Origin of the sequence: Bacillus sp. SJZ110 (genome assembly GCF_006715455.1) — a bacterium.
GTDB lineage: Bacteria > Bacillota > Bacilli > Bacillales > Bacillaceae > Bacillus > Bacillus subtilis.
The window spans coordinates 11670-36200 of the sequence record NZ_VFNF01000010.1 but is presented as its reverse complement, the minus strand read 5'-3'; the positions used below and the strand labels follow the sequence as shown (position 1 = coordinate 36200).

Genomic DNA, 24531 nt, shown 5'->3' with positions numbered 1-24531 from the left:
TCTTAAAATATTCGGATTTTGGGGGTAAGTTCATGAAGTTTCGTCGCAGCGGCAGATTGGTGGACTTAACAAATTATTTGTTAACCCATCCGCACGAGTTAATACCGCTAACCTTTTTCTCTGAGCGGTATGAATCTGCAAAATCATCGATCAGTGAAGATTTAACAATTATTAAACAAACCTTTGAACAGCAGGGGATTGGTACTTTGCTTACTGTTCCCGGAGCTGCCGGAGGCGTTAAATATATTCCGAAAATGAAGCAGGCTGAAGCTGAAGAGTTTGTGCAGACACTTGGACAGTCGCTGGCAAATCCTGAGCGTATCCTTCCGGGCGGTTATGTATATTTAACGGATATCTTAGGAAAGCCATCTGTACTCTCCAAGGTAGGGAAGCTGTTTGCTTCCGTGTTTGCAGAGCGCGAAATTGATGTTGTCATGACCGTTGCCACGAAAGGCATCCCTCTTGCGTATGCAGCTGCAAGCTATTTGAATGTGCCTGTTGTGATCGTTCGTAAAGACAATAAGGTAACAGAGGGCTCCACAGTCAGCATTAATTATGTTTCAGGCTCCTCAAACCGCATTCAAACAATGTCACTTGCGAAAAGAAGCATGAAAACGGGTTCAAACGTACTCATTATTGATGACTTTATGAAAGCAGGCGGCACCATTAATGGTATGATTAACCTGTTGGATGAGTTTAACGCAAATGTGGCGGGAATCGGCGTCTTAGTTGAAGCCGAAGGAGTAGATGAACGTCTTGTTGACGAATATATGTCACTTCTTACTCTTTCAACCATCAACATGAAAGAGAAGTCCATTGAAATTCAGAATGGCAATTTTCTGCGTTTTTTTAAAGACAATCTTTTAAAGAATGGAGAGACAGAATCATGACAAAAGCAGTCCACACAAAACATGCCCCAGCGGCAATCGGGCCTTATTCACAAGGGATTATCGTCAACAATATGTTTTACAGCTCAGGTCAAATCCCTTTGACTCCTTCAGGCGAAATGGTGAACGGCGATATTAAGGAGCAGACTCATCAAGTATTCAGCAATTTAAAGGCGGTTCTGGAAGAAGCGGGTGCTTCTTTTGAAAAAGTTGTAAAAGCAACTGTATTTATCGCGGATATGGAACAGTTTGCGGAAGTAAACGAAGTGTACGGACAATACTTTGACACTCACAAACCGGCGAGATCTTGTGTTGAAGTCGCGAGACTCCCGAAGGATGCGTTAGTCGAGATTGAAGTTATTGCACTGGTGAAATAATAAGAAAAGTGATTCTGGGAGAGCCCGGGATCACTTTTTTATTTACCTTATGCCCGAAATGAAAGCTTTATGACCTAATTGTGTAACTATATCCTATTTTTTCAAAAAATATTTTAAAAACGAGCAGGATTTCAGAAAAAATCGTGGAATTGATACACTAATGCTTTTATATAGGGAAAAGGTGGTGAACTACTGTGGAAGTTACTGACGTAAGATTACGCCGCGTGAATACCGATGGTCGCATGAGAGCGATTGCATCCATCACGCTGGATCACGAATTTGTTGTACATGATATTCGTGTGATTGATGGAAACAATGGTCTTTTCGTTGCGATGCCGAGTAAACGCACCCCTGATGGAGAGTTCCGCGATATTGCTCATCCTATTAATTCAAGCACGCGAGGAAAGATTCAAGATGCCGTGTTAAATGAGTATCATCGTCTGGGTGACACTGAAGCATTAGAATTCGAAGAAGCTGGAGCTTCTTAAAAAATAACCAAAAAGCAAGGACTGCTGAAAGGGCTGACATAAGCCTTTTGCCGGCGGTCCTTTTTTAATTCTGATTTTTCAAACTTAGTTGCACTCAATAGAAAATTCTTGCACTTCATGAAGTCTCCTTGAAATCAGAAGATATTTAGGATATATTTTTCTATGGATAAAAGGGATATTGGAGGCCAATAAATGGATAAGCGGTTTGCAGTTGTTTTAGCGGCTGGACAAGGAACGAGAATGAAATCGAAGCTTTATAAAGTCCTTCATCCAGTTTGCGGTAAGCCTATGGTAGAGCACGTCGTGGACGAAGCCTTAAAATTATCTTTATCAAAGCTTGTCACGATTGTCGGACATGGTGCGGAAGAAGTGAAAAAGCAGCTTGGTGATAAAAGCGAGTACGCGCTTCAAGCAGAACAGCTTGGCACTGCTCATGCTGTAAAACAGGCACAGCCATTTCTTGCTGACGAAAAAGGCGTCACAATTGTCATTTGCGGAGATACGCCGCTTTTGACAGCAGAGACGATGGAACAGATGCTGAAAGAACATACACAAAGAGAAGCGAAAGCTACGATTTTAACTGCGGTTGCAGAAGATCCAACCGGATACGGCCGCATTATTCGCAGCGAAAACGGAGCGGTTCAAAAAATCGTTGAGCATAAGGACGCCTCTGAAGAAGAACGTCTTGTAACTGAGATCAACACCGGTACGTATTGTTTTGACAATGAAGCGCTATTTCGGGCTATTGATCAGGTGTCTAATGATAATGCCCAAGGCGAGTATTATTTGCCGGATGTCATAGAGATTCTTAAAAATGAAGGCGAAACTGTTGCCGCTTACCAGACTGGTAATTTCCAAGAAACGCTCGGAGTTAATGATAGAGTTGCTCTTTCTCAGGCAGAACAATTTATGAAAGAGCGCATTAATAAACGGCATATGCAAAATGGCGTGACGTTGATCGACCCGATGAATACGTATATTTCTCCTGACGCTGTTATCGGAAGCGATACTGTGATTTACCCTGGAACTGTGATTAAAGGTGAGGTGCAAATCGGAGAAGATACGATTATTGGCCCTCATACGGAGATTATGAATAGTGCCATTGGCAGCCGTACGGTTATTAAACAATCGGTAGTCAATCACAGTAAAGTGGGGAATGATGTAAACATAGGACCTTTTGCTCACATCAGACCTGATTCTGTCATCGGGAATGAAGTGAAGATCGGGAATTTTGTAGAAATTAAAAAGACTCAATTCGGAGACCGAAGCAAGGCATCTCATCTAAGCTATGTCGGCGATGCTGAGGTAGGCACTGATGTAAACCTGGGCTGCGGTTCAATTACTGTCAATTATGATGGAAAGAATAAGTATTTGACAAAAATTGAAGATGGCGCGTTTATCGGCTGCAATTCCAACTTGGTTGCCCCTGTCACAGTCGGAGAAGGCGCTTATGTGGCGGCAGGTTCAACTGTTACGGAAGATGTACCTGGAAAAGCACTTGCTATTGCCAGAGCGAGACAAGTAAATAAAGACGATTATGTGAAAAATATTCATAAAAAATAATCCTAAATTCGGAGGTTTATCCATGTCTAATCAATACGGAGATAAGAATTTAAAGATTTTTTCTTTGAATTCGAATCCAGAGCTTGCAAAAGAAATCGCAGATATAGTTGGAGTTCAATTAGGGAAATGTTCTGTCACAAGATTTAGTGACGGGGAAGTCCAAATTAATATCGAAGAAAGTATTCGCGGATGTGATTGTTACATCATCCAGTCTACAAGTGACCCCGTTAACGAGCATATTATGGAACTGCTGATTATGGTAGATGCGTTAAAACGCGCTTCTGCAAAAACGATTAACATTGTTATTCCTTATTACGGTTATGCGCGTCAAGACAGAAAAGCAAGATCCCGTGAGCCAATCACAGCTAAACTTTTCGCTAACCTGCTTGAAACAGCCGGTGCGACTCGTGTGATTGCACTTGACCTGCATGCGCCGCAAATTCAAGGATTCTTTGATATACCGATTGACCACTTAATGGGTGTTCCGATTTTAGGAGAATATTTTGAAGGCAAAAATCTTGAAGATATCGTCATTGTTTCACCAGACCATGGCGGTGTGACACGTGCCCGCAAACTGGCTGACCGACTAAAAGCGCCAATTGCGATTATCGATAAACGCCGTCCGCGTCCAAACGTGGCGGAAGTCATGAATATTGTAGGTAACATCGAAGGGAAGACTGCTATCCTCATCGATGACATTATTGATACTGCAGGTACGATTACACTTGCTGCTAATGCGCTCGTTGAAAACGGAGCGAAAGAAGTATATGCATGCTGTACACACCCTGTACTATCAGGCCCTGCGGTTGAACGGATTAATAATTCAACAATTAAAGAGCTTGTTGTGACAAACAGCATCAAGCTTCCTGAAGAAAAGAAAATTGAACGCTTTAAGCAGCTTTCAGTCGGACCGCTTCTGGCCGAAGCGATTATTCGCGTTCATGAGCAGCAATCAGTCAGCTATCTGTTCAGCTAAACCATTTTTCGAGGTTTAAATCCTTATCGTTATGGGTATTGTTTGTAATAGGACAACTAAAACGACAATAGGATGGTGCTGAATATGGCAACTTTAACGGCAAAAGAAAGAACGGACTTTACTCGTTCGTCTCTTCGGAATATCCGTACTTCAGGACATGTTCCAGGTATCATATATGGGAAGGATACGGGTAACAAACCTGTGTCATTAGACAGTGTGGAGCTCATCAAAACGCTGAGGGACGAAGGCAAAAATGCAGTCATTACGCTTGAGGTCAGCGGAGAAAAACACTCAGTCATGGTAACAGACCTGCAGACGGACCCGTTGAAAAATGAAATCACTCATGCTGATTTTCAAGTAGTTAATATGAGTGAGGACATTGAAGTGGAAGTTCCGATTCATCTGACCGGAGAAGCCATTGGAGTGAAAAACGGAGGCGTACTGCAGCAGCCGTTATATGCACTTACTGTAAAGGCCAAGCCAAAAGCCATTCCGCAAACGATTGAGGCTGATATTTCAAGCCTCGATGTAAATGAAGTACTGACGATTGCGGATTTGCCTGCTGGCGGTGACTACTCCTTTAATCATGAATCAGATGAGGTTGTGGCTTCAATCCTTCCTCCGCAGCAGCAGGAAGCAGCTGAGGTCGATGAAGAGGAATCTGCCGATGCTCAGCCAGAAGGTGAAAACGAACAATAATAGCTTAAGGCGTAACCCTCCCGCGGTTACGTCTTTTGTGCTAGAATGAGAAGAATTATAGCCCGATTATGAAGACGGGAGTTATGTGACTAAGGGAGGATTCGCCATGCTTGTGATTGCCGGTCTCGGAAACCCGGGGAAGAACTATGAAAATACACGGCATAATGTCGGATTTATGGTGATAGATCAGCTTGCAAAGGAATGGAATATAGAGCTGAATCAAAATAAATTTAACGGATTATACGGAACCGGATTTGTTTCCGGCAAAAAGGTTCTACTTGTTAAACCGCTTACATATATGAATTTATCAGGAGAATGTTTGCGGCCTTTAATGGACTACTATGATGTCGATAACGAAGATTTGACAGTCATTTACGACGACCTTGACCTTCCGACTGGCAAGATCCGTTTAAGAACGAAAGGAAGCGCCGGAGGGCACAATGGCATCAAATCACTGATCCAGCATCTTGGAACATCCGAGTTTGACCGTATCCGCATCGGAATCGGCCGGCCTGTAAACGGCATGAAGGTCGTTGATTATGTGTTAGGCTCCTTTACCAAGGAGGAGGCACCTGAGATCGAAGAAGCGGTTGATAAATCTGTGAAGGCTTGTGAGGCTTCTTTGAGTAAACCGTTTTTAGAAGTCATGAACGAATTTAACGCAAAGGTATAAAATGTAACAACAAAGTCCATACTACACCAAAATGACTTTTTCATCAGGAGGTCCCTTGTATGGCTTTGCATTATTATTGTCGTCATTGCGGAGTGAAAGTAGGCAGTCTCGAATCTTCAATGGTATCGACAGACTCACTTGGATTTCAGCACTTAACAAATGAGGAAAGAAACGATATGATTTCTTATAAAGAAAATGGAGATGTCCATGTTTTGACGATATGTGAAGATTGCCAAGAGGCGCTTGACCGAAATCCGCATTACCACGAATATCACACATTTATTCAATAAAAAGCTTTGGTGTAGACACTAGACCAAAGCGTTTTTCTGTTCTCGCAGGAAACAGAGAGGAGGGGCCATATGGATAACATTCAAACCTTTATAAAAGAAAGCGATGACTTTAAATCCATCATCAACGGTTTACACGAGGGCCTGAAGGAACAGCTGCTCGCGGGTCTGTCGGGTTCCGCGCGTTCTGTTTTTACTTCTGCTCTGGCTAATGAAACGAATAAGCCTATCTTTCTCATCACCCATAACTTATATCAAGCCCAGAAAGTAACAGATGATCTGACTTCACTTCTAGAGGATCGGTCTGTCCTTTTGTACCCCGTCAATGAACTCATTTCATCAGAAATCGCAGTTGCAAGCCCTGAATTGCGGGCGCAGCGATTAGATGTCATTAATAGACTAACGAATGGAGAAGCGCCAATTGTCGTTGCTCCGGTAGCGGCAATCAGAAGAATGCTGCCGCCTGTAGAGGTGTGGAAAAGCAGCCAGATGCTCATTCAAGTAGGCCATGATATCGAACCTGACCAGCTTGCGTCACGGCTGGTAGAGGTAGGGTATGAGCGGTCTGATATGGTTTCTGCGCCCGGGGAATTCAGTATTCGCGGGGGAATCATCGACATTTATCCGTTGACTTCAGAGAATCCGGTGAGAATTGAACTTTTTGACACCGAGGTGGATTCAATCCGCAGCTTTAATTCAGATGATCAGCGGTCAATTGAGACCCTTACCTCGATCAATATCGGTCCCGCGAAGGAATTAATTATCAGACCGGAAGAAAAAGCGCGGGCGATGGAGAAAATCGATAGTGGTCTTGCCGCGAGCTTGAAAAAATTAAAGGCTGACAAACAAAAAGAAATACTTCATGCGAATATTTCTCACGATAAAGAACGCTTGTCTGAAGGCCAGACAGATCAGGAGCTCGTGAAGTATCTCTCATATTTCTATGAAAAGCCTGCTAGTTTACTAGATTATACACCTGATAATACACTTCTGATTTTGGATGAAGTCAGTCGGATTCATGAGATGGAAGAACAGCTTCAAAAAGAAGAAGCGGAGTTTATCACAAATCTTCTTGAGGAAGGGAAGATTTTGCATGACATTCGTTTGTCATTCAGCTTCCAAAAAATAGTGGCTGAGCAAAAACGGCCTCTGCTGTACTACTCTTTATTTTTGCGGCATGTACACCATACGAGCCCGCAAAATATCGTTAATGTGTCAGGCCGGCAAATGCAGAGTTTCCATGGCCAAATGAACGTGCTTGCGGGCGAAATGGAGCGTTTTAAAAAATCAAATTTCACTGTTGTGTTCTTAGGAGCAAACAAGGAACGTACACAGAAATTGTCATCTGTTTTGGCTGATTATGATATCGAGGCCGCCGTGACAGACAGCAAAAAAGCGCTTGTTCAGGGACAGGTCTATATCATGGAAGGCGAGCTCCAATCAGGATTTGAGCTGCCGTTAATGAAGCTTGCCGTTATCACGGAAGAAGAACTGTTCAAAAACCGTGTAAAGAAGAAGCCGCGAAAACAGAAGCTTACCAATGCAGAGCGCATCAAAAGCTATTCTGAGCTTCAAATTGGAGATTATGTCGTTCATATTAATCACGGGATCGGAAAGTACCTGGGGATTGAAACTCTTGAAATCAACGGCATTCATAAAGACTATTTAAATATACATTATCAGGGCAGTGACAAGCTTTACGTCCCTGTAGAACAAATTGATCAGGTCCAAAAATATGTCGGCTCCGAAGGAAAAGAGCCAAAGCTGTATAAATTAGGCGGAAGTGAATGGAAGCGGGTCAAGAAAAAAGTAGAGACATCCGTTCAAGATATTGCTGACGACTTAATTAAGCTGTATGCCGAAAGAGAAGCGAGCAAGGGCTATGCGTTTTCTCCTGACCATGAGATGCAGCGTGAATTCGAATCTGCTTTCCCTTATCAAGAGACTGATGATCAGCTCCGTTCGATTCACGAAATCAAAAAAGACATGGAAAGAGAACGTCCGATGGACCGCTTGCTATGCGGAGATGTTGGCTACGGTAAAACAGAGGTTGCCATACGTGCAGCGTTTAAGGCGATCGGTGACGGAAAGCAGGTAGCTCTGCTCGTTCCGACAACAATTTTGGCGCAGCAGCACTATGAAACCATAAAAGAGCGCTTCCAGGACTATCCGATTAATATCGGACTTCTCAGCAGGTTCAGAACGAGAAAAGAAGCAAACGAAACAATCAAAGGGCTGAAAAACGGAACAGTTGATATCGTCATCGGGACGCATCGGCTGCTATCAAAGGATGTCGTGTATAAAGATTTAGGGCTCCTCATCATTGATGAAGAGCAGCGTTTCGGTGTAACCCATAAAGAAAAGATCAAGCAAATAAAAGCCAATGTTGATGTATTAACGTTAACAGCAACACCGATTCCGCGTACGCTGCATATGTCTATGCTTGGCGTAAGGGACCTTTCAGTCATCGAGACTCCGCCGGAAAATCGCTTCCCTGTACAGACGTATGTTGTGGAATATAACGGCGCTCTTGTCAGAGAGGCGATTGAACGTGAGCTTGCACGCGGAGGCCAGGTCTATTTCTTGTACAACCGGGTAGAGGACATTGAGCGGAAAGCGGATGAAATTTCAATGCTAGTCCCTGACGCGAAGGTAGCATATGCGCATGGGAAAATGACAGAAAATGAATTAGAAACCGTTATGCTAAGTTTCCTTGAAGGAGAATCAGACGTTCTCGTCAGCACAACCATTATCGAAACTGGCGTGGACATCCCGAACGTCAATACGCTGATCGTATTTGACGCCGACAAGATGGGACTTTCTCAGCTTTACCAGCTGCGGGGGCGTGTCGGCCGTTCTAACCGTGTGGCGTATGCGTACTTCACGTATCGCCGGGATAAAGTGCTGACAGAAGTGGCTGAAAAAAGGCTGCAGGCTATTAAAGAATTCACAGAGCTAGGTTCCGGTTTTAAAATCGCAATGCGTGACTTAACGATTCGCGGAGCCGGGAATCTTCTTGGTGCCCAGCAGCATGGCTTCATCGATTCGGTCGGATTTGACCTCTATTCACAAATGCTGAAGGAGGCCATTGAGGAGCGTAAAGGAGACACAGCGAAGACAGAGCAGTTTGAAACAGAAATTGATGTCGAGCTTGATGCGTATATTCCGGAAACTTATATTCAAGACGGCAAACAGAAAATTGATATGTATAAACGCTTCAGGTCTGTGGCGACAATCGAAGAGAAGAATGAGCTTCAAGATGAAATGATCGACCGCTTTGGAAACTATCCAAAAGAAGTCGAATACTTGTTTACTGTTGCAGAAATGAAGGTCTATGCGAGACAGGAACGTGTCGAGCTGATTAAGCAGGATAAAGATGCTGTCAGATTGACAATTTCTGAAGAAGCAAGTGCTGAAATTGACGGACAGAAGCTGTTTGAGCTTGGCAATCAATATGGCAGACAAATCGGACTGGGAATGGAAGGGAAAAAACTCAAAATCTCCATACAGACGAAAGGCCGTAGTGCTGATGAATGGCTCGACACCGTGCTGGGCATGCTGAAGGGCTTAAAAGATGTGAAGAAGCAAACCATTTCATCAACGTAAATTTTGTTACTCTCTGGTGTATATTACATTTGATGTGACGGATACTAATTTCAAGCGAGGCGGAAGGTACATAAAGTAACTGCTTTAGGTCTTTCCCACATGTATATACCATCAAATGAAAGAGAGGCACCAGAGATGAAAGCAACCGGTATCGTACGTCGTATTGATGACTTAGGTCGGGTCGTGATTCCTAAAGAAATTCGAAGAACTCTGAGAATCAGGGAAGGCGATCCGCTTGAGATTTTTGTAGATCGTGACGGAGAAGTGATTTTGAAAAAGTATTCTCCGATCAGTGAGCTTGGAGACTTTGCAAAGGAGTATGCAGACGCGCTTTACGACAGCCTCGGCCATTCAGTGCTGATTTGTGATCGTGATGTATATATTGCCGTGTCCGGCAGCTCCAAAAAAGATTACTTAAACAAGTCAATCAGCGAAATGCTGGAAAGAACAATGGATCAGCGCAGCTCCGTGCTTGAGAGTGATGCGAAATCAGTACAGCTTGTGAATGGAATTGATGAGGACATGAATTCTTATACTGTCGGCCCAATTGTGGCGAACGGTGATCCGATAGGTGCTGTGGTGATTTTTTCAAAAGATCAGACAATGGGCGAAGTAGAGCATAAAGCCGTTGAAACAGCAGCTGGATTTTTGGCTCGTCAAATGGAACAGTAGGTCTTATTCCTTTCTTCGAAAATAGGTATGTAAAGAACAGCTCTCCTTGGGACGCTGTTCTTTTTCATGCGTGCGGAAAAAGGAATCCAAGGGTTGGGATGTGGTATAATAACCTCGTTTTTATTTGTGCCGCGGTAATACGTGAACCGTATTGCCCCTGACGTTGGGAAGGAGCTTTTGGATGGACGATTCAATAGGCGTTAAACGGCATTGGATTTGGCAGGGGGCTTTTGTTTTAATTCTGGCAGGCGTCATCACAAAAATTTTAAGCGCTGTTTACAGAGTCCCGTTTCAAAACATTGTCGGCGATGTTGGATTTTATATATATCAGCAGGTATACCCCTTTCTTGGTATTGCGGTCATGCTGTCCACATCAGGATTTCCAGTCATTATTTCAAAGCTGATGAATGATTATAGTGAAAAAAATCATCACACCATATTAAAAATATCAGCGTTATTTTTGTCTTTAATCGGTATTTTATTATTTCTTTGTTTATATCTGGGTGCTGTTCCTATTGCACTCTTTATGGGGGATTCGCATCTAGCCGTGTTAATTCAAGTGACCGCGTACGCGTTTCTGCTGTTCCCATTTGTCGCATTGCTTAGAGGCGGTTTTCAGGGCCGGCACGAAATGCTCCCTTCAGCCTTATCACAGATGACAGAGCAGTTTCTGCGTGTTGCGGTGCTCTTGGGTTTATCATTTTGGCTCGTGAAAAAGGGAGCCTCGCTTTATACTGCGGGAGCGGCAGCCGCTTCAGGCTCTCTTGCCGGAAGTTTGGTTGCATTGATGATACTGGGGTTTTTTTGGTTCAAAACGAAAAGAGACAACCAAACGGATAGGCAAAACGAAAATGTCATCACAACAAAAGAATTGACGAAAAAACTGCTTTTATATTCGGTTACAATTTGTGTAAGCAGTTTGCTGCTTTTGTTTATCCAGCTTGTTGATGCTTTGAATTTATATGCATTGCTTTCGGGTGGTGAGGCAAGCGAAGAAGCAAAACGCCTAAAGGGGATCTATGATCGGGGACAACCCTTGCTGCAGCTCGGTTCAGTTTTTGCCGTAAGCATTGCGACGTCACTCGTTCCGTATATTTCTATGGCTGTAAAAAACAAAGAGCTGAAGATCATGAAAGAAAAAATCACGTCATCTTTGAAACTATGCCTTGTGCTCGGTACAGGCGCATCGGCTGGGTTGATTTGCATTCTAAAGCCGGTAAATATCATGCTGTTTCAAAATGGAGAAGGGACAGGTGCGTTACAAGTATTTAGCTGCTCCATTTTGTTTGCATCCTTGGCGGTAACGGCAGCGGCAGTCTTACAGGGAGCGGGATACACAGTTTTTCCTGCGATAGCGGTGGGCGCGGGTGTTGCAGTGAAATGGGTGTTAAACACACTTTTGGTTCCGCGCTATGGGATTGAAGGCGCATCGCTTGCGACAGCGGCTTCCTTTGCGGCTGTCGCCGGCCTTAACTTGTATCAGCTTCGGCAAAAGGAATGGCTCGATAAGCTTAGAGGCGTTTTGATTCCGATTATTGGATCTGCTCTTTTGATGTCAGCTGTTTTGCTTGCGTATACGCGTCTATGGACTTTCTTGTTTCCTGCAACAGGAAGAGGAGTTGCTGTGATTGAGAGTCTTTCTGCTGTTGCAATTGGTGGCGCGGTGTTTATTTATTGTATGATGAGATTGGGAATATTTACAGATGAAGAGCTGAACAGTGTGCCATTCGGCAGCAAGTTAAGCAAATTCATGAGAAGGAGAGAACAAAATGGCGGGTAAAATTACAGTCGTGGGACTTGGTGCCGGAGACATGGACCAGTTGACAATTGGTATACACAAGCTGTTGACGAAGGCAGATACGCTGTATGTCAGAACCAAGGATCATCCTTTAATTGAGGAGCTTGAAAAAGAAACGAAGAACATCCGTTTCTTTGATGATATATATGAGAAACATGATCAGTTCGAGGCGGTATATGAAGAAATTGCTGATATCCTCTTTGAAGCGGCGCGGCGTGAGGACGTGGTTTATGCTGTGCCGGGACACCCTTTTGTCGCAGAAAAAACAGTTCAGCTGCTGACGGAGCGGCAGGAAAAGGAAAACGTTCAAGTGAAAGTCGCGGGTGGACAAAGTTTCCTTGATGCCACATTCAATGCCTTGCAAATTGACCCGATTGAAGGTTTTCAATTTGTGGATGCCGGCACATTGTCTGCGGATGAGCTTGAGCTCAGACATCATCTGATCATATGTCAGGTTTACGACCAAATGACGGCTTCTGAAGTCAAGCTGACATTGATGGAGAAGCTGCCTGATGATTATGAGGTCGTCATTGTGACTGCAGCAGGCAGCCGTGGCGAGGAGATCAAGACAGTGCCATTATTTGAGCTGGACCGCAATGTCGCCTTGAACAACTTAACAAGTGTGTATATTCCGCCGATTAAAGAAGAGAAGCTGCTTTATCACGAATTCTCCACGTTCCGAAGCATCATCAGAGAGCTTCGCGGACCTAATGGATGTCCGTGGGATAAAAAGCAGACGCATCAGTCATTAAAACAGTACATGATTGAAGAATGTTATGAGCTTCTCGAAGCTATTGACGAAGAAGACACAGACCATATGATCGAAGAGCTTGGCGACGTTTTGCTTCAGGTCTTGCTTCACGCGCAAATTGGTGAAGATGAAGGTTATTTCACAATTGATGATGTCATAAAAGGAATCAGTGAAAAAATGGTCCGAAGACATCCCCATGTGTTTAAAGATGTTAAGGTTCAGGATGAAAACGATGTTTTGGCCAATTGGGAAGATATAAAAAAGGCCGAAAAAAATACATCTGAATCATCGTTACTAGACAGCGTACCGAAAACCCTTCCAGCTCTTTCGAAAGCTGCTAAATTGCAGAAAAAAGCAGCGAAGGTCGGTTTTGACTGGGAAGACGTCAGCGATATTTGGGAAAAGGTAAGTGAGGAAATGAAGGAATTTTCTTCTGAGGTTTCTGAAGCTCCTCACGACCACAATCTTAAAGCTGAGTTTGGCGACATTTTATTCGCGCTGGTGAATGTAGCCCGCTTCTACAAAATAGAGCCAGAGGAAGCGCTGACCATGACTAATGACAAATTCCGGAGACGCTTCTCGTACATTGAGGAAACAGCGAAGGAAAAGGGAGTCGAGTTGGCTAATATGTCCCTTGAGGACATGGACAAACTGTGGAATGAAGCAAAAGAAACTGAGAGGAGATCATAGATATGAGATTAGATAAATTTTTGAAAGTATCACGGCTGATCAAACGGCGTACACTAGCGAAGGAAGTAGCTGACCAAGGACGAATCTCTATTAACGGAAACCAAGCTAAAGCAAGCTCTGACGTAAAACCGGGAGATGAACTAACGGTCCGCTTCGGCCAAAAGCTTGTAACGGTTCAAGTTAATGAATTGAAAGACACGACGAAAAAAGAAGAAGCTGCAAACATGTACACGATTCTAAAAGAAGAAAAACTCGGCGAATAGGCTTGTTCTAAAAAAATTCCCTACCTCATACAATGCAGTAATAATGCTAAAAGTATCGAGGATATGGGGGCTGAATAGATGAATTCATATTATGATCAAAAAGGTTCTTCGTCTGTTCCGGAACAACATGATGTGACAATGAAAGGCCGGAAGCATTTAGATATTTCTGGGGTTAAGCATGTGGAGAGTTTTGATAACGAAGAATTCCTGCTGGAAACGGTGATGGGAATGCTCTCCGTCAGAGGCCAAAACCTACAGATGAAAAATCTTGATGTGGAAAAAGGGATTGTTTCGATTAAAGGCAGGGTATTTGATTTAGTGTACTTAGACGAACAACAAGGGGATAAAGCTAAAGGGTTTTTTAGCAAGTTGTTTAAATGACGCTGACGACACAATTCTATACAATGCTGGCGATGTCCGGTATGGGTCTCTGGCTTGGTGCTTCGCTTGATACATACCGGCTCTTTGTCATTCGTGCCAAAACAGCCAGATGGCTATTATTTATTCATGATATTCTTTTCTGGATTGTGCAAGGGCTGCTTTTCTTTTATGTTTTGCTTCATGTAAATGAGGGAGAATTCAGGATTTACATCTTTTTAGCGGTTCTGCTGGGCGTTGCGACGTATCAGAGCCTTTGCAAACGAATCTATATAAAAATACTGAAATTCTTCATTTACCTTGTTGTTTCTGTTTATCAATTCTTCAAAAAACTCATTCAGCACGTGTTATTTCGTCCTATTGTGTGGACATGCGGAGCGATCATCTGGCTGGCGGCATTTTTATTCAAGAAAACATACAGCCTGATAGGTTTTCTCCTGCTGTGTCTATATAAAATAGTCATGGTTCTGTGTTTTCCGATCCGTTTTATCGCGAAACAATGTTTGAAACTTCTTCCTGTGAAAATGCGTCTAACTTTTAGACGTTATTTTGAAAAAGGTGCAGGATTTCTCAAAAAGAAGAAGAAACTATTGATAACCATAAGAACGACCATTACACGGTTTTTGAAGAAATGAAAGGAGGACCGTCTGGTTTGAATTTTTCCAGGGAACGAACGATAACTGAAATACAAAACGACTATAAAGAACAAGTAGAACGGCAAAATCAGCTGAAGAAACGAAGACGCAAAGGGCTGTACAGACGGTTAACTGTATTCGGCGCCCTAGTATTCCTGACGGCAATTGTGCTGGCAAGCTCTGTCTGGTCTCAAACATCTTCCCTTAGTGCAAAAGAAGAAAAGAAAGAACAGCTTGAAAAAGAACTGAAAAGTTTAAAGACAAAACAAACGGATTTAAAAGAAGAAATATCCAAATTGAAGGATGAGGATTACGTCACAGAGCTTGCCAGAAGGGACTTATTCATGTCTGGAGACGGAGAAATTATCTTCAATGTGGAGAAGAAGAGCAAGTAGCCTTGTTGACACTTAAATTTTTATTTAGGTATAATTAAGCAAACGATCTTTTTATAAGCCTAAGGAGGAGCACTTTTTTTATGTCGATTGAAGTTGGCAGCAAGTTGCAAGGGAAAATTACAGGTATTACAAATTTTGGAGCATTTGTTGAATTGCCTGGAGGCTCAACCGGTCTCGTTCACATTAGTGAGGTAGCTGATAATTATGTCAAAGACATTAACGACCACTTAAAAGTCGGCGACCAAGTTGAAGTGAAAGTCATCAACGTTGAAAAAGACGGGAAAATTGGTTTATCTATTAAAAAAGCTAAAGACCGTCCGCAAGCCAGACCTAGAAATGATTTCCGTCCGAAAGAATCTTTTGAACAGAAAATGAATAAGTTTTTAAAAGACAGCGAAGATCGCTTGTCATCTTTAAAACGCAATACGGAATCAAAACGTGGAGGGCGCGGAGCAAGAAGAGGATAACTTGCTGCTTTCTATAAAATAAATGAAGCATCCGTTCATCCCGACGGATGCTTTTTTATTATCCTCATCCTCTTTAAGAGTCAGAAAATTACAACATTAAAGTTTCTGTTGACGAAAGAGACAAACCTTTGTATTATATAACTTGTGCTTAGAAGCACAAAACAATATGGCGGTGTAGCTCAGCTGGCTAGAGCGTACGGTTCATACCCGTGAGGTCGGGGGTTCGATCCCCTCCGCCGCTACCATATTTGTTTGGCCCGTTGGTCAAGCGGTTAAGACACCGCCCTTTCACGGCGGTAACACGGGTTCGAATCCCGTACGGGTCATCCTAAAAAATCGGTTTCTCTTGCAGAAGCCGATTTTTTTCATTTTTAGACAACATTCCGGAAATTCTTCTCATAAACGAATATCAAGGCAGAAACCGTCGAAGATTTCTTTGGTATTGTTACCTTCTTTTGACAAAATCCTATCTGTGCTTTCGCTATAATGACAGGCAACGAATATAACAGGTGGGAGATGAGAGGAATGGAAAAAGCAGAAAGAAGAGTGAACGGGCCAATGACGGGACAAGCTTTGGAAAAACTCCAATCGTTTTTTAACAGGGGCACGAAGCTGGTGACTCATCATTTGCATTCACTGTTTTTCTATAAAGGATTCATTTATGTTGTCATCGGATTTTTGCTTGGACGGGCTTACATATTATCCGAGGTGCTTCCTTTCGCACTTCCTTTCTTTGGAGCGATGCTTCTTATCAGAAGAGACAAAGCGTTTTATGCGGTTTTGGCTGTGCTTGCAGGTGCGCTGACCATATCTCCAAAGCACTCATTGCTCATACTGGCGGCATTGCTGGCATTCTTCGTATTTTCTAAAGTGGCTTCCTTTATTACCGACGATCGTGTTAAAGCGCTCCCGATTGTCGTGTTCTTCTCGATGGCTGCAGCAAGAGCCGGGTTTGTTTATGCCCAAAATGGCGTATTTACAACCTATGATTATGTAATGGCTATCGTTGAGGCTGGACTATCGTTTATCTTAACACTGATTTTCCTTCAGAGCCTTCCGATTTTTACTGTGAAAAAAGTGAAACAATCATTAAAAATAGAGGAAATCATTTGCTTTATGATTCTTATTGCCTCTGTTTTAACGGGGCTGGCCGGCTTGTCCTACCAAGGGATGCAGGCAGAACATATATTGGCTCGTTATGTTGTATTGAGTTTTTCCTTTATTGGCGGAGCAAGCATCGGCTGTACGGTTGGTGTTGTGACCGGCCTGATTCTTGGCTTGGCGAATATCGGAAACCTATATCAAATGAGTCTGCTTGCTTTTTCCGGTTTATTGGGCGGTTTGCTGAAGGAAGGGAAAAAAGCGGGTGCAGCAATTGGTTTGATCGTTGGATCACTTCTTATATCTTTATATGGTGAAGGCTCTGCCGGTCTGATGACAACGCTCTATGAGTCATTAATCGCAGTCGGCCTGTTTTTGCTCACACCTCAATCTATTACAAGGAAAGTGGCGAGATATATTCCGGGAACTGTCGAGCATCTTCAAGAGCAACAGCAATACGCTAGAAAAATCCGTGATGTCACTGCTCAGAAGGTAGACCAGTTCTCCAATGTATTTCACGCGCTGTCTGAAAGCTTTGCAACCTTTTATCAAGCATCAGACGAACAGACAGATGACAGCGAAGTTGATCTGTTCTTAAGCAAAATCACGGAGCATTCCTGCCAGACGTGCTACAAGAAAAACAGGTGCTGGGTACAGAACTTTGATAAAACATATGACTTAATGAAACAAGTTATGCTTGAAACAGAGGAAAAAGAATATGCATCAAACCGAAGGCTGAAAAAAGAGTTTCAACAGTATTGTTCTAAATCCAAGCAGGTTGAAGAGCTGATTGAGGATGAGCTCGCACATCATCATGCCCATTTGACACTCAAGAAAAAAGTCCAAGACAGCAGGCGCCTTGTTGCTGAACAGCTTTTAGGCGTTTCTGAGGTTATGGCCGACTTTTCTCGGGAAATAAAAAGAGAGCGAGAACAGCACTTTCTGCAGGAAGAGCAAATCATAGAAGCGCTTCAGCATTTCGGAATTGAGATTCAGCATGTCGAGATCTATAGTCTTGAACAAGGAAATATCGATATTGAAATGACCATTCCGTTCAGCGGACATGGAGAAAGTGAAAAAATCATTGCTCCTATGCTTTCTGACATTCTGGAAGAACAAATTCTTGTGAAAGCCGAACAGCACTCTCCGCATCCGAATGGATACAGCCATGTCGCCTTTGGATCAACAAAATCATACAGGGTGTCCACGGGAGCTGCTCACGCTGCGAAGGGCGGCGGCCTTGTCTCCGGTGACAGCTACAGCATGATGGAGCTTGGAGCCAGAAAATATGCTGCAGCAATCAGTGACGGAATGGGCAATGGAGCAAGAGCGCACTTTGAAAGCAATGAAACGATCAAGCTTCTTGAAAAAATCCTTGAATCGGGCATTGATGAAAAAATAGCAATTAAAACGATCAACAGCATACTGTCTCTAAGGACAACTGACGAAATATATTCCACGCTTGACCTATCTATTATCGATCTTCAAGATGCCAGTTGTAAATTTTTGAAGGTTGGATCGACGCCTAGCTTTATCAAACGGGGTGACCAGGTCATGAAAGTTCAAGCGAGCAATCTGCCAATCGGTATTATTAATGAATTTGATGTGGAGGTTGTGAGTGAACAGCTGAAAGCGGGTGACCTCTTAATTATGATGAGTGATGGCATTTTTGAGGGGCCTAAGCATGTGGAAAATCACGACTTATGGATGAAACGTAAAATGAAAGGGTTGAAAACAAATGACCCGCAGGAGATTGCCGATTTGCTTATGGAAGAAGTCATCCGCACAAGATCCGGCCAAATTGAGGACGATATGACTGTTGTTGTTGTCCGGATTGATCACAATACACCGAAGTGGGCATCCATTCCTGTTCCGGCAATCTTTCAAAACAAACAAGAAATTTCATAACGCTTCCGTATAAATCAAATTTCTTCTGGCGAAGATGGGAATATATGAATCTGAGAATCCTCGTATTCTCCAGGAGGAATGAATGTGAACAACGGACATTTAAATCAAATATTGCTGATAACGGATGGCTGCTCAAACCATGGGGAAGACCCGCTTGCAATGGCTGCTTTTGCTAAAGAGCAGGGGATTACGGTAAATGTCATTGGTATAATGGAAGAAAATCAAATTGACCCTGAGGCAATGAAGGAAGTCGAAGGGATTGCACTTGCCGGAGGAGGCGTGCACCAAGTCGTTTATGCATCTCAGCTTTCACAAACTGTTCAAATGGTAACAAAAAAAGCGATGACGCAAACCTTACAAGGTGTAGTCAATCAAGAACTGAAACAGATTCTCGGAAAGAATGTGGAAATGGAAGAGCTTTCTCCGGAAAAACGCGGCGAAGTCATGGAAGTGGTAGACGAGCTTGGAGAAACGGTGCATCTTCAGGTTTTGGTTCTTGTTGATACAAGTGCAAGTATGGCGCCAAAGCTTCCAACAGTAAAAGAGGCGCTGATTGATTTGTCTGTAAGCCTCAATTCCCGAATCGGGAATAACGAATTTGCGATGTGTATATTTCCCGGGAAAAAACAAGAGGTCGAGCTTGTGCTGAACTGGACACCGAAGCTGCAATCTCTTTCCACACTCTTTGCAAAGCTTTCGACAGGCGGCATCACGCCGACAGGTCCGGCGATTCGTGAAGCGACACTGCAGTTTGAAAAAATACGCTCAAGAAGGGGCATGCTGGCAGATGATGAACGACGCTTTGACGAGTTTGGCATGTAGCCTCAAGCCGGGTACGACAATCAAAGGCAAGTGGAATGGAAACACTTATACATTGCGTAAACAGCTTGGTAAAGGGGCCAATGGAATTGTGTATTTGGCAGAAGCATCAGATGGACATGTTGCCTTAAAGGTGAGTGATGACAGCCTGTCTATTACTTCTGAAGTGAATGTCTTGAAATCTTTCTCAAAGGCCCAGTCCGTTACGATGGGGCCTTCTTTTTTTGATACGGATGATGCCTATATTCCCAGTGCCAATACGAAAGTTTCATTTTATGCAATGGAATACATAAAAGGGCCGCTGTTTTTGAAGTATGTCAGTGATAAAGGAACAGAGTGGATACCGGTATTAATGATTCAGCTGTTATCCAGCTTATCGGTGCTTCACCAGCAAGGATGGATATTCGGCGATCTTAAACCTGATAATCTGATCGTAACTGGTCCGCCCGCAAGGATCCGCTGCATTGATGTGGGCGGCACGACAAAGGAAGGCCGGGCGATAAAAGAGTATACGGAGTTTTATGACAGAGGCTATTGGGGGTATGGAACAAGAAAGGCAGAGCCATCCTATGATCTGTTCGCAGTTGCCATGATTATGATCAACAGTGTGCATAAAAAAGAATTTAAGAAAACGAACCAGCCCAAAGAACAGCTTAGGTCTCTCATCGAAGGAAACCCGCTGCTTCAAAAGTATAAAAAAGCACTTTTTTCAGCCTTGAACGGAGATTATCAATCCGCAGATGAAATGAAAAAGGATATGCTAGACGCGGGGCAAAAAGCATCACAAAGAAAACAGCCTATAAAAGCATCACCGCAGCCTGCCACACGACAAAGACAGCAAATACCGCGCCAAGGAAAAATAACGAAGACGCGATATACCCCAAAACAGAAACCGGCTAAGTCGGGGGGGTTATTTGAAACAACGCTTATCGTGATCAGTGTTTTAGCGCTTTATTTCGCCTATATTATCTTTTTCTTAATCTGAATGGCGCAAACTGCAGAGCCTATGCTTCTTCTTTGCTTGGAGGGGTTGAAAGTGTTAGGATATGAATATCTTTAAAATACCTGCTCATTGTGAGGAGGACATTGTGAAAAGTGTCAAAGATTTTTTAAACAAACACAATCTTACGTTAAAAGGGGCGACAATCATTGTAGGCGTTTCCGGCGGTCCGGACTCAATGGCTCTTCTTCACGCGTTGCATACGTTATGCGGCCGTTCAGCGAATGTTATTGCAGCTCACGTTGACCATCGGTTCAGAGGTGCGGAATCCGAGGAGGACATGCGTTTTGTCCAAGCTTATTGTAAAGCTGAACAGCTCGTGTGCGAAACGGCTCAAATCAATGTAACCGCATATGCACAGGAAAAAGGACTCAATAAGCAGGCTGCAGCACGCGATTGCCGCTACCAGTTTTTTGAGGAAATCATGTCGAAGCACCAAGCGGACTATCTGGCTCTTGCGCATCATGGTGATGACCAGGTTGAAACAATGCTTATGAAACTGGCTAAGGGTACGCTTGGAACGGGACTTGCGGGAATGCAGCCGATTAGACGTTTTGGGACGGGGCGGATCATCAGGCCGTTCTTACCCATTACAAAGGAAGAGATCCTTCACTATTGCCGTGAAAACGGCTTGAGCTACCGGACGGATGAAAGCAACGCCAAAGATGACTACACAAGAAACAGATTCAGAAAAACAGTGCTCCCGTTTTTGAAGCAGGAATCTCCGGATGTGCATAAAAGGTTTCAGAAAGTGAGTGAAGCACTGACGGAAGATGAGCAATTCTTACAGTCATTAACGAAAGATGAAATGAATAAAGTAATCACAAGCCAGTCTAATACATCAGTTGAAATCAATTCCTCTCAATTGCTTGCCCTCCCGATGCCTTTACAAAGAAGAGGAGTTCAACTAATATTAAACTATCTTTATGAAAACGTTCCATCATCCTTTTCAGCCCATCACATTCAGCAGTTTCTCGATTGGGCGGAAAATGGCAGTCCTTCAGGAGTACTGGACTTTCCGAAAGGACTGAAGGTGGTCAAATCATATCAGACATGTTTGTTTACATTTGAACAATGGCAGTGCAAAAATGTTCCCTTTGAATACCAAATTAGCGGAGCTGCTGATGAAACGGCAGTACTCCCTAATGGATATCTGATAGAGGCAAAGTATTATGCGGACTCGCCTGAAGAACATGGGAATGCTGTTTTTATCACAAGTGAAAAAAAGGTGCGGTTTCCCTTAACAATCCGGACGAGAAAAGCTGGAGACCGGATCAAACTAAAAGGGATGAACGGCTCAAAAAAGGTAAAGGATATATTTATTGATAAGAAACTGCCTCTCCAAGAAAGAGACAACTGGCCGATTGTGACGGACGCAAGCGGTGAAATTATCTGGATACCTGGCTTGAAAAAATCAATTTTTGAAGATCTTGTGATTCCAAACAGCGACCGCATTGTATTACAATATAGACAGCATGAAAAGTGTAGGGGGCAAGCAAAATCATGATGAAACATGATATCGAGAAAGTACTGATCTCAGAGGAAGAGATACAAAAGAAAGTAAAAGAGTTAGGTGCAGAATTAACGAGCGAGTATCAAGATACATTTCCGTTGGCAATCGGTGTGTTAAAAGGAGCACTTCCTTTTATGGCGGATCTTATCAAGCATATTGATACATATTTGGAAATGGATTTCATGGATGTATCAAGCTACGGAAATTCTACGGTTTCTTCTGGAGAAGTAAAAATCATTAAAGATTTGGATACATCTGTAGAGGGCCGGGACATCTTAATTATTGAAGATATCATCGACAGTGGGTTAACCTTAAGTTATCTCGTAGAGCTCTTCCGGTACCGTAAAGCAAAATCAATTAAGATTGTTACCCTTTTGGATAAACCGAGCGGAAGAAAAGCGGACATCAAAGCAGACTTTGTCGGTTTTGAAGTTCCTGACGCGTTTGTAGTGGGTTACGGACTTGATTATGCTGAGCGCTATCGCAATCTGCCTTATATCGGAGTGTTAAAACCGGCAGTTTATGAAAGCTGATCGGCAGCCTGCTTCCGAGATGGTTATTGTTTGTATTGGAATGATTTTCTATGGTACTATTGAACATAGTTGTGCTTACTGTGGGAGGAGGTAAGGAATGAATCGGGTCTTCCGTAATACCATTTTTTATTTACTTATTTTATTAGTAGTAATCGGGGTTGTGAGCTACTTCCAGACCTCAAATCCGAAAACAGAAAATATGTCGTACAGTACGTTCATCAAAAACCTGGATGACGGGAAAGTTGATAGCGTATCGGTTCAGCCTGTCAGAGGTGTTTATGAGGTAAAAGGGCAGCTGAAAAACTACGACAAAGATCAATACTTTTTGACTCATGTTCCTGAAGGAAAGGGAGCAGACCAGATATTTAACGCTTTGAAAAAGACAGACGTAAAGGTTGAGCCCGCGCAAGAAACAAGCGGATGGGTGACGTTCCTGACGACCATCATCCCATTTGTCATTATCTTTATTCTGTTTTTCTTCCTGCTCAATCAGGCTCAAGGCGGCGGCAGCCGTGTCATGAACTTTGGCAAGAGTAAAGCGAAGCTGTATACAGAGGAAAAGAAACGCGTCAAATTTAAAGACGTTGCAGGGGCTGACGAAGAAAAGCAAGAACTTGTTGAAGTTGTTGAGTTTCTGAAAGATCCCCGCAAGTTTGCCGAGCTCGGCGCCAGAATACCGAAAGGCGTGCTTTTAGTCGGACCTCCGGGTACCGGTAAAACATTGCTTGCCAAGGCTTGTGCAGGAGAAGCCGGCGTACCTTTCTTCAGCATCAGCGGATCTGATTTCGTTGAAATGTTTGTAGGGGTCGGTGCTTCCCGTGTGCGTGACTTGTTTGAAAATGCGAAAAAGAATGCGCCTTGTTTGATCTTCATTGATGAAATTGACGCAGTCGGACGCCAGCGTGGCGCTGGTCTCGGCGGTGGACACGATGAACGTGAACAGACGCTAAACCAATTGCTTGTTGAAATGGACGGATTCAGCGCTAATGAAGGAATTATCATCATTGCTGCGACGAACCGTGCGGACATCTTGGACCCAGCCTTACTTCGTCCGGGACGTTTTGACCGTCAAATTACAGTGGACCGTCCAGATGTCATTGGCCGTGAAGCTGTATTGAAAGTCCATGCGAGAAACAAACCGCTGGATGAAACGGTTAACCTAAAATCAATTGCCATGAGAACACCAGGCTTCTCGGGCGCTGACTTAGAAAACCTCTTGAATGAAGCTGCGCTTGTAGCGGCTCGTCAAAACAAGAAAAAAATCGATGCGCGTGATATTGACGAAGCGACGGACCGTGTAATTGCCGGACCCGCTAAGAAGAGCCGCGTTATCTCCAAGAAAGAACGCAATATCGTGGCTTATCACGAAGGCGGACACACCGTTATCGGTCTCGTTTTAGATGAGGCAGATATGGTTCATAAAGTAACGATTGTTCCTCGGGGCCAGGCTGGCGGTTATGCTGTTATGCTGCCAAGAGAAGACCGTTATTTCCAAACAAAGCCGGAGCTGCTTGATAAAATTGTCGGCCTCTTGGGCGGACGTGTTGCTGAAGAGATTATCTTCGGTGAAGTCAGCACAGGGGCGCACAATGACTTCCAGCGTGCGACGAATATTGCAAGACGAATGGTTACGGAATTCGGTATGTCAGAAAAACTGGGACCGTTGCAATTTGGACAGTCTCAGGGCGGTCAGGTATTCTTAGGCCGTGATTTCAACAATGAACAGAACTACAGTGATCAAATCGCTTATGAAATTGATCAGGAAATTCAGCGCATCATCAAAGAATGTTATGAGCGTGCGAAACAAATCCTGACTGAAAATCGTGACAAGCTTGAATTGATTGCCCAAACGCTTCTGAAAGTTGAAACGCTTGACGCTGAACAAATCAAACACCTTATCGATCATGGAACATTACCTGAGCGTAATTTCTCAGATGATGAAAAGAACGATGATGTGAAAGTAAACATTCTGACAAAAACAGAAGAAAAGAAAGACGATACGAAAGAGTAATTCGCTTTCTTTCTAAAAAAACTGCCGGCTGACGCTGGCAG

Annotated in this window: 23 protein-coding genes and 2 tRNA genes; all 25 read left to right on the top strand. The window is 43.4% G+C overall.

Features of this window, described 5'->3' with window-relative positions:
• The first annotated feature begins 32 nt into the window (after positions 1-32).
• Positions 33-890: a pur operon repressor gene (purR, locus tag FB592_RS20255; RefSeq protein WP_003218342.1), complete on the top strand. Its 858-nt coding sequence runs from the start codon at positions 33-35 to the stop codon at positions 888-890.
• Positions 887-1264 (top strand): 2-iminobutanoate/2-iminopropanoate deaminase, encoded by a 378-nt coding sequence (gene ridA, locus FB592_RS20250; RefSeq protein WP_141950088.1) that lies wholly within the window; start codon positions 887-889, stop codon positions 1262-1264. Before purR ends, ridA begins: the two co-directional genes overlap by 4 nt.
• A gap of 194 nt (positions 1265-1458) precedes the next feature.
• Positions 1459-1752: a septation regulator SpoVG gene (gene spoVG / locus FB592_RS20245; RefSeq protein ID WP_003218346.1), complete on the top strand. Its 294-nt coding sequence runs from the start codon at positions 1459-1461 to the stop codon at positions 1750-1752.
• Positions 1753-1944: 192 nt separating this feature from the next.
• A complete protein-coding gene (glmU, locus tag FB592_RS20240; RefSeq protein WP_015382564.1) occupies positions 1945-3315 on the top strand; it encodes a bifunctional UDP-N-acetylglucosamine diphosphorylase/glucosamine-1-phosphate N-acetyltransferase GlmU in 1371 nt (456 codons plus the stop codon).
• 22 nt (positions 3316-3337) lie between these two features.
• Positions 3338-4291 carry a ribose-phosphate diphosphokinase gene (locus FB592_RS20235; protein ID WP_003218353.1) on the top strand — a complete coding sequence of 318 codons (954 nt, stop codon included), beginning with the start codon at positions 3338-3340 and terminating at the stop codon, positions 4289-4291.
• A gap of 84 nt (positions 4292-4375) precedes the next feature.
• A complete protein-coding gene (locus FB592_RS20230) occupies positions 4376-4990 on the top strand; it encodes a 50S ribosomal protein L25/general stress protein Ctc (RefSeq protein ID WP_003243443.1) in 615 nt (204 codons plus the stop codon).
• A gap of 106 nt (positions 4991-5096) precedes the next feature.
• Positions 5097-5663, top strand: coding sequence for an aminoacyl-tRNA hydrolase (gene pth, locus FB592_RS20225; RefSeq protein WP_003226727.1), 567 nt, complete (start codon positions 5097-5099; stop codon positions 5661-5663).
• Positions 5664-5722: 59 nt separating this feature from the next.
• Positions 5723-5953 carry an anti-sigma-F factor Fin gene (gene fin, locus FB592_RS20220; protein WP_003243417.1) on the top strand — a complete coding sequence of 77 codons (231 nt, stop codon included), beginning with the start codon at positions 5723-5725 and terminating at the stop codon, positions 5951-5953.
• A gap of 69 nt (positions 5954-6022) precedes the next feature.
• On the top strand, positions 6023-9556 hold the full coding sequence (gene mfd, locus FB592_RS20215) for a transcription-repair coupling factor (RefSeq protein WP_128737403.1): 3534 nt from the start codon (positions 6023-6025) through the stop codon (positions 9554-9556).
• A gap of 135 nt (positions 9557-9691) precedes the next feature.
• A complete protein-coding gene (spoVT, locus tag FB592_RS20210) occupies positions 9692-10228 on the top strand; it encodes a stage V sporulation protein T (protein ID WP_003218365.1) in 537 nt (178 codons plus the stop codon).
• A 181-nt stretch (positions 10229-10409) separates the two neighbouring features.
• Entirely contained in the window at positions 10410-12008 is a 1599-nt protein-coding gene (locus FB592_RS20205) for a putative polysaccharide biosynthesis protein (RefSeq protein WP_141950083.1), read from the top strand.
• Positions 11998-13467, top strand: a complete 1470-nt coding sequence (gene yabN / locus FB592_RS20200; protein ID WP_141950079.1) for a bifunctional methyltransferase/pyrophosphohydrolase YabN — start codon at positions 11998-12000, stop codon at positions 13465-13467. Before FB592_RS20205 ends, yabN begins: the two co-directional genes overlap by 11 nt.
• 2 nt (positions 13468-13469) lie before the next feature.
• Positions 13470-13730 carry an RNA-binding S4 domain-containing protein gene (locus FB592_RS20195; RefSeq protein ID WP_003226716.1) on the top strand — a complete coding sequence of 87 codons (261 nt, stop codon included), beginning with the start codon at positions 13470-13472 and terminating at the stop codon, positions 13728-13730.
• Between the two features lie 78 nt (positions 13731-13808).
• Entirely contained in the window at positions 13809-14111 is a 303-nt protein-coding gene (gene yabP, locus FB592_RS20190) for a sporulation protein YabP (protein ID WP_003226714.1), read from the top strand.
• Positions 14108-14743: a spore cortex biosynthesis protein YabQ gene (yabQ, locus tag FB592_RS20185; RefSeq protein ID WP_021479720.1), complete on the top strand. Its 636-nt coding sequence runs from the start codon at positions 14108-14110 to the stop codon at positions 14741-14743. The genes yabP and yabQ overlap by 4 nt, the downstream gene beginning before the upstream one ends.
• 17 nt (positions 14744-14760) lie before the next feature.
• Positions 14761-15138: a cell division protein DivIC gene (divIC, locus tag FB592_RS20180; protein WP_003243211.1), complete on the top strand. Its 378-nt coding sequence runs from the start codon at positions 14761-14763 to the stop codon at positions 15136-15138.
• 80 nt (positions 15139-15218) lie between these two features.
• Positions 15219-15605, top strand: coding sequence for a S1 domain-containing RNA-binding protein (locus tag FB592_RS20175; RefSeq protein WP_003218379.1), 387 nt, complete (start codon positions 15219-15221; stop codon positions 15603-15605).
• A 168-nt stretch (positions 15606-15773) separates the two neighbouring features.
• Positions 15774-15850 (top strand) — tRNA-Met (locus tag FB592_RS20170).
• Between the two features lie 9 nt (positions 15851-15859).
• Positions 15860-15931 (top strand) — tRNA-Glu (locus tag FB592_RS20165).
• A gap of 199 nt (positions 15932-16130) precedes the next feature.
• A complete protein-coding gene (gene spoIIE, locus FB592_RS20160) occupies positions 16131-18614 on the top strand; it encodes a stage II sporulation protein E (RefSeq protein WP_141950076.1) in 2484 nt (827 codons plus the stop codon).
• 84 nt (positions 18615-18698) lie between these two features.
• Entirely contained in the window at positions 18699-19436 is a 738-nt protein-coding gene (locus FB592_RS20155; RefSeq protein WP_003243782.1) for a vWA domain-containing protein, read from the top strand.
• Entirely contained in the window at positions 19402-20418 is a 1017-nt protein-coding gene (gene prkT, locus FB592_RS20150; RefSeq protein ID WP_141950071.1) for a serine/threonine protein kinase PrkT, read from the top strand. Before FB592_RS20155 ends, prkT begins: the two co-directional genes overlap by 35 nt.
• A gap of 103 nt (positions 20419-20521) precedes the next feature.
• A complete protein-coding gene (gene tilS, locus FB592_RS20145) occupies positions 20522-21940 on the top strand; it encodes a tRNA lysidine(34) synthetase TilS (protein WP_141950069.1) in 1419 nt (472 codons plus the stop codon).
• Positions 21937-22479, top strand: coding sequence for a hypoxanthine phosphoribosyltransferase (hpt, locus tag FB592_RS20140; protein ID WP_003226700.1), 543 nt, complete (start codon positions 21937-21939; stop codon positions 22477-22479). The genes tilS and hpt overlap by 4 nt, the downstream gene beginning before the upstream one ends.
• A 97-nt stretch (positions 22480-22576) precedes the next feature.
• On the top strand, positions 22577-24490 hold the full coding sequence (ftsH, locus tag FB592_RS20135; protein WP_003243881.1) for an ATP-dependent zinc metalloprotease FtsH: 1914 nt from the start codon (positions 22577-22579) through the stop codon (positions 24488-24490).
• Positions 24491-24531: the final 41 nt, after the last annotated feature.